The organism is Seohaeicola saemankumensis (assembly GCF_042678485.1).
Taxonomy (GTDB): domain Bacteria; phylum Pseudomonadota; class Alphaproteobacteria; order Rhodobacterales; family Rhodobacteraceae; genus Seohaeicola; species Seohaeicola saemankumensis.
Genome location: NZ_JBHTKR010000004.1, coordinates 293,002 through 305,665, shown reverse-complemented (window position 1 = coordinate 305,665; position 12,664 = coordinate 293,002). Strand labels below are relative to the sequence as shown.

Genomic DNA, 12,664 nt, shown 5'->3' with positions numbered 1-12,664 from the left:
CGGCCTCGAAAATGGCATCCGCATAGCTGCCTTCTACATGCAGACTATGCGCTTTTCACGTCGATGGTGCTTCAATGTCAGAAATCAGTATCACGGTGACATGCGGGAACTTGATGGAAAATATGCGTAGCGCTCAAATCCGCTTTCGATTGGCCTTGGTTTCAACCGTGATCATCGCGCTCGCGATTGCAGGACTGACACTGACGCCTATGACCGGACCCGAGATTATCGGCAAGGATAGCGACAAACTCTATCATCTGATCGCCTTTGCCGCCCTGACCTTTCCCAGTGCTCTTCTTCATATTCGTCTTTCAGGACAGGTGCTGGTCTTCGCCATTCTGTTTGGAGGCGTCATCGAAGTCATCCAACCAAGTGTGGGCCGTTCCGCAACCTGGGGTGATTTGATTGCAGATATTATCGGCGCTTTGTTTGGACTGGTTGTCGGACGTGTTCTTGCCAAACTTCTACTTCGGCCACAGAAAGGCCATCGGGACGAGATACGCTAGTTGGGGGATGCCGGCCAATACAGGCTCACACTGCAACCTTAACGGTCGGATCAAAGCGATCACGCTGACCTTGAGCAAATGTCCAACCTCCTAGAATGCAAAGGTCGCCGCAAGCCTGCTCGTTTTACGATCTGTCAGAGCCGACTGTTCGAATCGATTAAAGGGTAGCCTAGGGAACACATTTTCAGAACGTTTCGCTTTTAGGTTGACTAAGTTGGTTGATTTTTTGACCGACAGAGTGCCACTGTATTCTCAAATAACGCGGCACTTCAAATGCCCATGACAACGAGCAGAAAGACATAGGTGTAGATAATGATCGTATTCAAAAAACTGTATGCAAGTACTGCGATTACCGCAGCTTTTCTCGCGTGTTCCGCCCAGGCGCAGACAGAGGCAGAGCTTGAGCCACTTGTGATGGAGCTGGAGGCTGCACTCGCTGGAGAGACGTTTTCGAGCGACGTTCGCAGGCGGGCTGGTATCGCCGCGGTTCCCTCGGGCTTCGGACTTTCGAACGGTACCGCCTCTTTATCCTTCTCGGGAAGTTATGGTCCTGAGCGCGGTGACCCAGATAGCACACGCTTCGATGCTTCCACAGCCTTTTCGGTGGGCTTTGGCGACCCTGTCAATGCGGTAGCCCTCGAGTTCGGCGTCGTGAACACATCGTTTCGCAACTTCGGTGAGTCAGGTTTCTTTACCGTGGGCGCAAACCGTCAATTTTCTTTCGCTGGAGGTACTGGTTCGGTTGCCGTGACTGTTTCCGACATCGAAGGATGGGGTGACTCAAAAGACAACGACGTGTCCGGGACTGCCACTGCCAGTTTTGTTTATAGCATCAACGGTCGGCCGGTCATGGCGACAATTGGCGCAGGCTCAAGCCTGACGCGTGATGGCGACACCGGGCTCATCGCGGGCTTCGGCCTGAGCTTGGCACCTGACTGGGCCGTGAGCGCAGGCGTCGTAGGCGAGTCGCCAATTATTGGGGCCAGCTATTTCCCTTCCGCGCTTCAAGGAGCTTCCGTTAACTTCTCGCTGCGTGACCTCGACGAGGGCGATGATGCAGTGTTTGGCATCGACCTTGGCTATTCCTTCAACCTGTTTGGACGCTGACATGACCCAAAAAAGCATCTTCCACATCGTGGCTTTTGCCGCTGCAATTTCGCTGGGCGCGACAGGCGCATTTGCTGGCTCCAAGCCAGCCTCGCCCACACCTGTCGTTCCTGCCCCCCCACCGGCACCGCCGCCTGTCACGATTATCAATACGGTGACGCCGACACAGGCGCGGGCAGCACAGGCCTTGGCCTCGGTCGTCATCAACAATCCACCGTCGACAATGACCGGACCGTTCAAGGCCCGTACGGTGGATACACTGACGCAGGTACTCGGCCGGCCGGACCTACATGCACCACTCGGTCTAACGCCATCGCAGATACGGGCTATGATTGCACAGGTTCAAGCAACCCCGACGAATTAAGGCAATGGCTGATTGAGGTAGATGACCCTGCACAGCAGCGGCTCTGCCTAGATACCAATAGATCTGACCCGAGGCAGCTTCATACGAGCACGGTGACGGATCATCTTTGAAAGACCGGTGGGTGCCATTTCCATCTGTCTTTCGTTTTTTGATCTAAAGTTCTCTCTGGGAACATCGGCTCCAGGCCGGCTTAATTCGCCAGCCAGAAGCGGCCCGAAAAGACAATCATGCAGCATCTGCGCGGCCCAAAAACAGTAGGCAATTCGTCTGCTGCTCGTTTTCGCGCGTCTTCTCGGCTCCTTCAGACCTAGTCGATTGAATAATTATAGACGATCAGCCTGGCCTTGAAATCTGCATATGAAATTCTGCGGGTTTCCTTGGCTAAAGCAATCAGCCTGAAGAAATCCACGCAAAGGTGAGCACCAGCAGGACGAAACAAAGGAAGAAGAGGGCTCTCATCCAGATCCAACTCATTTTTTCTGCCGAAAAGGCTTTGGGCCGCAGAGGCAACACCTTTGAACAACCTGACGAACCGCCCGCCCGGACAACCCGCAGAGTAGCATTCCTCGATTACCATTCAATCTAAAGGTGAGCCAGGCTGCCGAGGAGTTTTTTATGTGGTGCAATCCCCTCAATACATCATGCCAAGGACCGGGTGCAGACCTGGCGCTGAGAACAGCATCCCCGGCCCGATGGTATAGCCCGCACGGCCCTCAGCAATGACGCTCAGGGCGTTGTCCGAGACCGGCGAGCCCACATCCACCCTTGGGATCTGGGGCACCAGCGGTGAGCCAGCAGAGGCTATGAGGGCACGCAGAGGGTGATCCCTGAGCATACGCTGGGCCACCTTGATCGACCGCAGCTTGTAAGCCCACCTAAACCCGGCCTAAGGCCTATCAGGCTCTTCATCGTGAACAGTCCCAAGTTCCCCGCAATTTCAAAGTCTTGTTTTCTCTGGGTTTTCGATGAACTTGGAGCAACTTGAGATCAAGTTGGCCTTGGGTTCAGACCTAAAACTTAAAAAGCTGATTCAGGCCAAAATCGGAGGGGAGCACCTAAAGGCTAACCCCCCAAAACAGGCCAAAATGGAAGTTTGACTATAACCCAAATTTCCAACTTCCAAGAGCGGTTCGGGAACTTGCTGGACTGGTTCACAAAGTTACCATCAGGATTTAGCAAGTTACGCGGACTGATAGCCCGGCCGTCAGTCGAGTTGTTCAAGTATATGAATTACGTCAGAAAATTTGACCGCTGCGATCGTCGATCTCGCGAAGAGATCAGTCAGGTTTTAGGCTGGTTCAGCAGGCTAAGCTGAATTTTTTGCCGTTTCATAAGCTTGTCTGCCCATGTCGAAGCAAGTTCATCTGAACTTCGAGCCTAGCAACTGAGAGAGGAAATCGAGTTAGGGTTTAGTCAACAGAATGGGTTGGAACTTTATTCAACAAACGTTTGTTTTATTGTTGACGTATCAGAAAACAGGTGTATAAGTGGGCTTGCCCCACCCGGGGCTCATAGCTGCAACCTCCTGATGGGGTGGGTTTTCTCCCTGAGTGGGCAGAGACGTAGAGGGAGCCAGTCCTGAAGCCGACTTGGCCCTCTTACATTCTCGAAATGTAGGGGAGAGCGTTGCTACCGCGTGGCGTCATAAGTAGAGGCGCGGGAAAACCGTTTCTGGACAAGACTTGGTTCCAAACCAAAACGGCATAGCACCGGATTAAAGCACGGTTGATCTCCGTGATCCTGAGAGCGTTGTTTTGATGTTAGATGTCGACCGCTGGCAAGGAACCTCAATAGAGGTATTCCCTACAGATGCGGATCAGGCATACGAAAGAAATATCCTTTTTGGCGTGCTTGATCCAGCGGCTTTGTAGGCGCAGTTCGATAAATCTGCATTTGTTCAATGGTTTGGTATGGCGGTCCCTGACGGAGACCTCGTTGTGATCAATCGGTAAGCGTCAAGGATAGTTAGAGACTGGCACGCCCCATGCCAGATCCCAGGCTGGAACCTTCGCCCAGTGCATGACTGTCACGCAGAGCCTGGCACATGGTTTCAGCCTCGCGCTTCGTTAGACTGGGCCGCACCATGTCTCCATATCCTGTTTCAGGGCTTTCACGCAGCTTTGGAAACAGACGGAATAACTCAGCCTTCTGGCGCCAGCTCAGCATGCTTAAAGCCGAGCGACCGGGGTAGAAGCTTTCACAATATGCCCCGTTGGCCAAAATGATGGCGTGACGCGGGAGCAGCACGTGAAAATAGGTCACTGACTTCACGCCTGCTTTTTGTCGGACTTTTGGGAGTTTGGTAAGGCCAATGGCGGGAGCCAGAACTTGTGTCGTGCCAAATCGTTCCAAAGCCTCCGTGCAGTCGAAGTAGATCTTGTGCTGTGGCGACACGGTAAGATCAGCTATTGGCACACCGCCACCAAGAGCCCCTCTGGCAATCAAAACCGGTTTGTGCTTGTCGTCTGAACCCGGCCATTGGTGAGAGCTGTTGCTGACCCATATGATAGGCTGGAAGTCGCTATCCAAAGTTTGCAGCAAATCGCCTCGGCGCAAATCCTCGACGGCTATAGCTCCGCGCGGGGTCAAGAGTCTTGTACCTTCCGCAAAGCAGACGGGGATAGACTCAAAATCAAAGCTCAGGTTCTGTACAGATATCCGACCATTGCCGAAGGCATCCATCTCTGCCTGCGTGGCCTGCAGTGACGGCATGAAAGAGAGATGGGTCGTCGCCCCTGGGGCTGGATAATCCTGAACTGTAATCCTCAGGACATCTTCGCCCCGAAACTGCTCAGGGACCTGATTTGCACCATCATTGCTTCGAATTGGCAAAGTTCCAAAAAAATCGACAGTGAAACTGTAGCTAACCCCGTTGATCGATACTTGTGTATCGGCGTCGGCACCGCCGGTTGGATCTTGCTCCAGCAACAGGTCACCTAGCCCACCCGCCGGAGTTTCCGCCAGAAACGTAATTGCAACGGCCGGTTCTCCAGTGAGGTTCAGTGCCGGGTTATTTGCCGACGTACTGTCCACACGTGCAAAGAAATCTGTCACCATATTTCAGCTTGCGCCTTGCCTCGTAGATCCAGCAGCAGCAAGCACATCCATGTTGTCTTGCCGCCCCTCGGAATTGATCTTCATTTTCTACGAGAGTGCCTATGAAATATGGCAAATCTGATGACAATCTGTGACCATTCCATGCTGGTGACAGACCTTCCGGATTCACATTGTCCAAGGTGTATTTTGAAAAGGCTGATGAGTTCAGACGCTGCGCCGAGCTCGTCTGAAACAAACACCTATCAGCTTCTGGGCAGTTAAGACGCCGCTTAACGAAAGCCTTCTCTCCGCGCGGCGAAAAAGCGATCGTAGCTTGATAGCCGTGGGTATCGCAGGCTGTTTAAGGCAGTCAAACTCAGACGCCTCAGGCGGTTCGACTCATCCTCGCCCGGTGTTTTTGACAAAAGGAAACGCCTGGCTTGAGGAAACTCGGGCGTCTTCATTAAGCACAAGTGGTGCTGAAGCCTCCTCTTCAGAAGCTTGCGGTACGGATCCTGACGCCGAACGCAGGAAAACCGTTCTTTGAGGCATCTCTGGCTCAAGCGAAACTGGCTCTTCACTGCGCTGATATTCATACCGGTAGCTATATCCGTAAGAGTATCCTGCTTGTACGCGACGGGGATCAAAACCGTTCAGGATAGCCCCCGACAATTTTGCCCCGCCTTGTTCAAGCTGGAGCTGAACGGCCTCGATCTCATTGGCCGTTGTCTTGTCGAAGCGGATCACGGCGATGGTCGCGCCTGTCGCGTTACCGATGATAATGGGATCCGTTACCGCGAGTGCCGGCGGTGAGTCAAAGATCGACACATCAAAGAGGCTATCGAGTTCTGTCACCAAATCCCTGAATCGCCCGCGCATCAGAAGCTCGGAGGGGTTTGGCGGGAACCGGCCTGTCGAAATGAAGCATAGGCCGGGGACAGCTGTTTGAATGATAATGTCGTCGAGTGTCGCCCGACCTGCCAGGTAATCCCCCAGTCCGAGATGCGCCTTGGGAACATCGAAATATCGCCGCAGGTGACCGCGCCGCAGGTCTGCATCGACGAGACAGACACTTTGTCCGGCCTGCGCCGCAACCACTGCCAAGTTGACCGAAGTGAAGGATTTTCCTGCCTCAGGCGCCGCGCTAGTCAGGGTGATCGAGCGGGACGAAGCATCCAGCATAGCGAAATGAAGGCTGGTGCGTAGCGATCTGAAACCTTCAACCGTCAAGTCATTCGGATCCGTCAAAGAGAGGATTGGAAGCTTTCCGGTTCTCTTGGTGTTCTTGGCGGATTTGTCATTCAGATTGATCGTTGCGAAAACCGGCAGGCCAAGACTGGTGATTTCTTCGGCACTCTGGATCCCTCTGCGCAGAGCATTCTGGATCAGAACGAAGCCTATTCCTGCAAAGGCCCCCAGCACGAGACTGAGCGCCAGAATACGGGCCCGCCGTGGAGCGACCGGTCTGTCGTCGGTTGTCGCGGTATCCACGATCCGAACGTTTCCGATCGTGCTGGCCCGCATGACACGCAGTTCTTGCGCCCGGTTCAGAAGCTCCAGATAAACTTCCTGCGCCAATTCGAAATCACGGGTGAGGTTGAGGACTTCTCTCTGCGTTTCGGGCAGATTTGCAACGTCACTCCTGAGCCGCTCAAGCCGCTCCTCAAGCCGCGCTCTTTCGCTGAGAAGCTGCTGATAGGCCGGGTGATTGGGCGTGTACCTCTCAGCAAGCGTTTCTTCTTCGCCGACCAACTGCTGTAGCTGATCCTCGAGGCCACTGATCTGGGTCAGAAGGCTTTGTCCTTCAAACCCCAAATCGATTGCCTGCTGTTGTTGGCGATAATCATTAAGAGCGCGCTCAGCCGTCTGGATCATTGCCTCCGCTGCCGGGATTTGACTTTCGACAAAGGCAAGGCTGCTTTCTGCCTCCGCAGCCGAGCGCGAGATATTCTGGCGCAAATAGGCTTGTGTGATCGCATTGAGTGTCCGCTCGGTACCCTCAAGATCAGGACCCGTCAGGCTCAACTCTAGGATACCGGACTGCCGGCCACGTTCGGCAACAGCCAGGCGCCCTCTGAGGTTGCGTATAGCGGCATTCTCACTGAGGTGGCGGATAATGAACTCACGCCCTGGGACAGCCTCCATGACCCCAATTCTCAGGGCAAAACCAAGCTCAGACTCGGTCAGGGTTTCGTCGATCTGACTCTCTCTGGCACTCCCATCCGGCAACTGTAGCGTGAAACGTCCATCCGGCCCGACTTTCAGAAGAATGTCCCTACCAATCCAGCGAGCTGGTACTTCAAGGAGATCAAGACGTATCTGCTCACCTTCGCGCACGTAGGCAGCTAGGAGATCATTTTCGGGGATCGGCGCACCAACCTTGGCCAGCGCGGTAAGAACCATGGGAAGACGGCGTGGTGTCACGTTCCAGTCGACATGGGCATCCGCAACTGCCTGACCGAGGACCATACGGGAGTTCAGGATCTCGATCTCGGTCACGCTGCGCGGATCGCTGCTGGTCAATTCTGTCAGCGCCGCAGGCAAAGCCAGCTGTCCTGTCTTTTCCTCGAGCTGCAACATCGCATCAGCCCGATATGTCGGGGGCGTCCCGAGAGCGAAAATCAGGCCAGCAGTGGCTGCGAGTGTGGTGAAAAGGACAATCCACAGTTTACCCGCCCAGAGACGCGCAAGAAGTACACCGATGTCGATCTCGTCATCATCAAGTTTCGAGGTCGAGACGGGGGTCTTCATGGCCATCTGCTTCTCCTTCAAACCCATCCGCCTGCCTCGGCAAAGAGTTGGTTTTGCGCCTGTTTGTTTGTGGCATACGTATTTCTCGCGCCCACATCTAGACCTTGATGGTTCTGCCACATGTTCAAGGGCATAAACATCCTGTGATTGATTTTCGATTACCAGAGCGACCTTTTGTACTCACCTAAGTAAAGGATCAAGGCAAATGACCGTCCGCACGGTCGGTTCGTAGCGAGCGTACAAAGGCGGGTGTCATTGGGAGTTTTCTGCTTTGCTGCAAGGCTGAGAAACCGAGACCATTGAAACTACTGCCAGGATATGGAGTCAAAGAACTCTGTCAAAAACCTGATCTAGGACAAGGCGCAACCACCGGGTTTTTGTGAGTAACAAACTGCCGCCCGAAAAAGTCTACCCGTTCCTGAAAAAGTGCGGCGTACATGCGCTCAACTGTCACTTGCAGAAAGCAAAATGTTTGCGTTACATAGGTTGAAAATACCCGGCCTGAAATTACCGTTCAAGTCAGTCTAGCGGCGACCTTAGGCTGCATCTAACACAACTGTTAATAAACCCAGCTTCAGGACACCACCGGCGTTCGGTGACTCCGCTTGAGGTTAGTGAGATTAATGATTTTGATTTCCAAATTTTGATTTTTGTATGAGATGACATGTACTTACAGAACCTTAGCCTAGATCTACTGATCGTCTTTGCAACCTCTGTAGCTGTCTGCGCGTTGATCATTTTCACGCGTGATTACTACATGCCCCTTATTGAGCGACGTGCCGATTCTGGCGCCGTGCAGGCAGCGCATAAACGCCCTACCCCGAGAATCGGAGGGATCACGCTCGTTGTATGTCTTTTGCCGATTGCGGCCTTCGTTCCTCCAGATATCAACTCCAGATTCTGGCTCTTTACCCTTTCAGTTCTGCCCGTGGTGATAGCCGGACTTGCGGAAGATCTTGGCTATCATATCCGGCCAGTTTGGCGGCTGCTTGCTGCGGCTCTGTCTTCCATAGTTGCCATCATTCTGCTGGGAGTCTGGTTGCCACGAACGGATATGCCTGGTCTGGATTACTTGATGGTCTGGGCACCATTTGCCTGGTTTTTCACCATTTTCGCTTGTGCCGGTATCTGCAACGCATTCAACCTGATTGATGGCCTGAACGGCCTGGCTTCAGGAGTAGGCGTAATCACAGCCCTCGGCCTGGCGGCGATTGCATCGCAGACAGGTCATGGTTCACTCGTCGAAATGAAGCTGATGCTTGTGGCGGCCCTTCTAGGGTTCATGATTTTCAACTTTCCACTGGGCAAAATATTTTTGGGGGATGTTGGAGCCTATGCCTTGGGGCACCTGCTGGCGTGGTTCTCGATCGCCCTACTCATCCGCGTGCCTGATTTGACTACCTGGGCCGTACTTCTGATCTTTTTCTGGCCCATCGCGGACACCTTCTTTGCAATCTATCGCAGACGTCGGGCCGGACGGCCTACAGACATGCCAGACCGTTTGCATTACCACCAACTTGTGATGCGCGCCCTGGAGATCACTTTGGTTGGACGAGATAAACGCCACATCGCAAACCCGCTTGCTACGCTGGTTATACTTCCGATGGCATCCTTGCCTGTCGTGGCTGGCGTCATGCTCTGGGATGAACCGTTGAAAGCCTTTTTCGCACTCTGTGCCTTCTCAGCCCTTTTCGCTCTCAGCTATATTCTGGGCATCAAGAACGTGCCTGCCAGACGCCGTCCGTACATGCTTAAATTGCAATCTCTGGTGGGTTCAGCGGACAATGTCCCGATGCGGAAAAGCCAAGTGGATCAGTGATTCCTCAAGGCGGCTTCTTGCTAACGCCAGCTAGACTGCGACTAGCATGCTAAATGGCCAGCTCCGGACCCTTCATTAAACGCGTCCAAGCGCCGATACCTCATCGGAAAGTACGTTTAGTGTTCTGGATTACTAATAAGCTCGGGTCCCTTTGTGACAAAGCGCGTCCATGCTTCCATGACCTTTCTACGCTTGTCCAAGAGGTCTGACCTAGCGTAGCTACGCTCGACAATTCCACCAACCCTGTGCCCAAGAACCATTTCCGCTACGTCATACGAACAAGCATCGGTTTCCTGAACCCAGGTGCGGAAAGATGTCCTGAATCCATGCGCGCTTCCGGGTGCTTGCACCGTTGCTAGAGCCTTTCCGATGGCCGTGTTACTGACTGAGCCTGTGAAATTGATATTTGGGAAAATCTGATCGACCCCCATCTCCTTTCGCGCGAGCGCCAAATCGATGAGAGGTTGGGTAAGAGGAACTCTGAAATCCTGAGTTTTGCCCAGTTGGCCCTTGATGCGTTCAGCAGGGACCGTCCAGATGCGGTTCTCGAAATCGACTTCCGAGACCAGCGCACAACGGGCAGCCTCTAGACGAACCAGAGTGAGTATAATCCAGCGGTTGCACTCTCCACCAAGTGAAGAAGGAAGACTGCTGTAGAGCTCCGGGACCTCCTGCCATGGTACAGAGCGCACGTGCTGCGTGTTGTGGTGAACCACTCCCAATATCTCTCTTGCAGATCTTGTTATATCTGGATCCACCGGGAACCCCATCAGCTTGGCGGACCTGAGAACAATACCTGTTCTTCTAATCGCCTTCTGGGCCGTGGGGTTCTTTGTCTTCCAGATCGGTCGAAGCGCCTCAACCAGATGTCGCTGAGTGATTTTAGATCCTGCTTTGCTTCCAAATACAGGGATCATGTGAAGGGCCAAGGGGCTGCGCCATCTGCCTCTGGTTCCATCCCCACGCAGGGAAGCCTTCTTGGCTTCGAATACAAGGTCGACCAATTCAGCGAATGTCGGATCGTCGCGTTCGAACTTCTCCTTCTTCGCCTGGTTCTCGGCGTCTCTGACATCGATTGGATCCTCGCCAGAAGCGAGAATAGTAGCCCACTTGTCTCTCTGCTTGCGGGCGTCTCCCAGTGTGACAACAGGCCATGAACCTAAACCCATCTCACGGCGCCGACCGAGATGGGAGTATCGGAAAACCCAGCGGCCTGTCTCTCCTGTCTTGACGAGGATCAAACCTCTGCCATCCTGCAACTTGCCATCAGCAGCTGCCTTGATCGAGGCATTGAAGAGTTTTGCCATGTAGTCTATCCCCCAATCTGTCCCCCAAGGCAGCTTGAGATCGCTTGGGTTAAGATGGGATACCCTTGGACAACACTGATTGCAAGTTATTGATAGAAAACGAAAAAAAGATACGCCATGGGACGAGATGGGATGAAGTGGAACACTCTGGAACGGTTTCTCCTGGGCACCATTCCCTCCGCGAAGGGAATGACATGACAAACTATCTGTACAAGAACGATCTGCCATCCGACCTGGACCTGGGTCCGGTCGTCGCAATTGATTGTGAAACCATGGGCCTGAATCCTCACCGGGACCGGCTGTGCGTGGTGCAGCTGTCGGGTGGTGACGGCCATTGCCATATTGTCCAGATCGAACAGGGCCAGAGACAGGCGCCCAATCTGGCCGCGCTGCTGGAAAATCCCGACGTGCTCAAGCTGTTCCATTTCGGACGGTTCGACATCGCGGCGATGTACAATGCCTTTGGTGCGCTGGCGCAGCCGGTCTATTGCACCAAGATCGCCAGCAAGCTGGTACGCACCTTCACGGATCGGCACGGGTTGAAGTACCTGTTGCAGGATCTGGTGGGGGTGGATGTGTCAAAGCAGCAGCAGCAAAGCGACTGGGGCGCCGCCAATCTGACCGCGGCGCAGATGGATTATGCTGCGTCAGACGTGCTTTATCTGCACCGCCTCAAGGATGCGCTTGATGCGATGCTGGTCCGCGAAGGTCGGGACGGGATGGCGAAGGCCTGCTTCGATTTCCTGCCGATGCGCGCGAAACTTGATCTGGCCGGTTGGCCGGAAATGGACATCTTTGCACATTGATGGACAAGCATCAGACATTCCTGGAGACCGCCCGCCGGGTGATCCGCACCGAAGCCGAAGGGCTGGCGCAACTGGCTGATGGGCTTGGGGGCGAGTTTGCCCAGGCCGTCGAGATGATGCTGGGCGCGCGCGGTCGGGTGATCGTGTCCGGTATGGGCAAGTCAGGGCATGTCGCGCGCAAGATCGCGGCAACACTGGCCAGTACCGGAACCCCTGCCCAATTTGTCCATCCTGCCGAAGCCAGCCATGGCGACCTGGGGATGCTGACACCGGATGACGTGTTGCTGATGTTGTCCAATTCGGGCGAAACACCCGAGCTGGCCGACATGATCGCATATTCGCGCCGCTTCAATATACCGATGATCGGGGTGGCCAGCAGAGCAGATTCGACCCTGCTCAAGCAATCGGATGTGGCCATCACCCTGCCCCGCGCGACCGAGGCTTGCGGCACCGGGGTCGTGCCCACGACATCCACGACGATGACGCTGGCGCTTGGCGACGCGCTGGCCGTCGCCTTGATGGAACACAGGCAGTTCCAGCCAGAGGATTTCCGCAACTTTCACCCTGGTGGAAAGCTGGGGGCGCAACTGTCCAGGGTGCGCGATCTGATGCATGTGGAAGACGCCTTGCCATTGGTCAGTGACGCGGCCCCTATGGGCGACACGCTTCTCGAGATCAGCCGAAAGGGATTTGGCGTGGTCGGCGTGACCGACGCCACCGGGCGGCTGACGGGCATCATCACTGACGGTGACCTGCGGCGCCACATGGACGGGCTGTTGTCCCTGACCGCCGGTGATGTGATGACCCGCAATCCACGCACAATCGGGCCGGATGCCCTGGCCGAGGCAGCCGTCGGGGTGATGAACGAACGCAAGATCACCTGCCTTTTCGTGGTGGATCCCGCAGAACCGGGGCCAGCCATAGGTCTTTTGCATATCCACGATTGCCTGCGCGTAGGTCTGGGTTAG

The 12,664-nt window shown here is 54.5% G+C and carries 10 protein-coding genes; 5 read left to right on the top strand and 5 right to left on the bottom strand.

The window, feature by feature from the left end; translation table 11 throughout:
• Positions 1–113 precede the first annotated feature (113 nt).
• Both ACFQ3C_RS11120 and ACFQ3C_RS11115 read left to right on the top strand, forming a co-directional pair.
• Positions 114–506 carry a VanZ family protein gene (locus ACFQ3C_RS11120; protein WP_380791691.1) on the top strand — a complete coding sequence of 131 codons (393 nt, stop codon included), beginning with the start codon at positions 114–116 and terminating at the stop codon, positions 504–506.
• Between the two features lie 312 nt (positions 507–818).
• Positions 819–1,613, top strand: a complete 795-nt coding sequence (locus ACFQ3C_RS11115; RefSeq protein ID WP_380791689.1) for a hypothetical protein — start codon at positions 819–821, stop codon at positions 1,611–1,613.
• Between the two features lie 671 nt (positions 1,614–2,284).
• Here the strand turns inward: ACFQ3C_RS11115 and ACFQ3C_RS11110 are convergent.
• From ACFQ3C_RS11110 to ACFQ3C_RS11095, 4 genes are all read right to left on the bottom strand, one after another.
• Entirely contained in the window at positions 2,285–2,554 is a 270-nt protein-coding gene (locus ACFQ3C_RS11110; RefSeq protein WP_380791687.1) for a hypothetical protein, read from the bottom strand.
• 54 nt (positions 2,555–2,608) lie between these two features.
• Positions 2,609–2,758 carry a hypothetical protein gene (locus ACFQ3C_RS11105; protein WP_380791685.1) on the bottom strand — a complete coding sequence of 50 codons (150 nt, stop codon included), beginning with the start codon at positions 2,756–2,758 and terminating at the stop codon, positions 2,609–2,611.
• Positions 2,759–3,942: 1,184 nt separating this feature from the next.
• Complete coding sequence (locus ACFQ3C_RS11100) at positions 3,943–5,031, bottom strand: Hint domain-containing protein (RefSeq protein WP_380791683.1); 1,089 nt, start codon at positions 5,029–5,031, stop codon at positions 3,943–3,945.
• 381 nt (positions 5,032–5,412) lie between these two features.
• Complete coding sequence (locus ACFQ3C_RS11095) at positions 5,413–7,770, bottom strand: polysaccharide biosynthesis tyrosine autokinase (RefSeq protein ID WP_380791681.1); 2,358 nt, start codon at positions 7,768–7,770, stop codon at positions 5,413–5,415.
• 658 nt (positions 7,771–8,428) lie between these two features.
• On the opposite strand from ACFQ3C_RS11095, the gene ACFQ3C_RS11090 reads away from it, so the two are divergent.
• Positions 8,429–9,583: an MraY family glycosyltransferase gene (locus tag ACFQ3C_RS11090; protein WP_380791679.1), complete on the top strand. Its 1,155-nt coding sequence runs from the start codon at positions 8,429–8,431 to the stop codon at positions 9,581–9,583.
• A gap of 116 nt (positions 9,584–9,699) precedes the next feature.
• On the opposite strand, the gene ACFQ3C_RS11085 is transcribed toward ACFQ3C_RS11090, so the two are convergent.
• Positions 9,700–10,890 carry a tyrosine-type recombinase/integrase gene (locus ACFQ3C_RS11085; protein WP_380791677.1) on the bottom strand — a complete coding sequence of 397 codons (1,191 nt, stop codon included), beginning with the start codon at positions 10,888–10,890 and terminating at the stop codon, positions 9,700–9,702.
• A gap of 194 nt (positions 10,891–11,084) precedes the next feature.
• On the opposite strand from ACFQ3C_RS11085, the gene ACFQ3C_RS11080 reads away from it, so the two are divergent.
• A complete protein-coding gene (locus tag ACFQ3C_RS11080) occupies positions 11,085–11,696 on the top strand; it encodes a ribonuclease D (protein WP_380791675.1) in 612 nt (203 codons plus the stop codon).
• On the top strand, positions 11,696–12,664 hold the full coding sequence (locus ACFQ3C_RS11075) for a KpsF/GutQ family sugar-phosphate isomerase (protein WP_380791673.1): 969 nt from the start codon (positions 11,696–11,698) through the stop codon (positions 12,662–12,664). Before ACFQ3C_RS11080 ends, ACFQ3C_RS11075 begins: the two co-directional genes overlap by 1 nt.

Excerpts from the sequence above, each read along its gene's own strand:
- ACFQ3C_RS11120 (WP_380791691.1), top strand. The coding sequence starts at position 114 with ATGGAAAATATGCGTAGCGCTCAAATCCGCTTTCGATTGGCCTTGGTT.
- ACFQ3C_RS11115 (WP_380791689.1), top strand. The coding sequence starts at position 819 with ATGATCGTATTCAAAAAACTGTATGCAAGTACTGCGATTACCGCAGCT.
- ACFQ3C_RS11110 (WP_380791687.1), bottom strand. The coding sequence starts at position 2,554 with ATGGTAATCGAGGAATGCTACTCTGCGGGTTGTCCGGGCGGGCGGTTC.
- ACFQ3C_RS11095 (WP_380791681.1), bottom strand. The coding sequence starts at position 7,770 with ATGGCCATGAAGACCCCCGTCTCGACCTCGAAACTTGATGATGACGAG.
- ACFQ3C_RS11090 (WP_380791679.1), top strand. The coding sequence starts at position 8,429 with ATGTACTTACAGAACCTTAGCCTAGATCTACTGATCGTCTTTGCAACC.
- ACFQ3C_RS11085 (WP_380791677.1), bottom strand. The coding sequence starts at position 10,890 with ATGGCAAAACTCTTCAATGCCTCGATCAAGGCAGCTGCTGATGGCAAG.
- ACFQ3C_RS11080 (WP_380791675.1), top strand. The coding sequence starts at position 11,085 with ATGACAAACTATCTGTACAAGAACGATCTGCCATCCGACCTGGACCTG.
- ACFQ3C_RS11075 (WP_380791673.1), top strand. The coding sequence starts at position 11,696 with ATGGACAAGCATCAGACATTCCTGGAGACCGCCCGCCGGGTGATCCGC.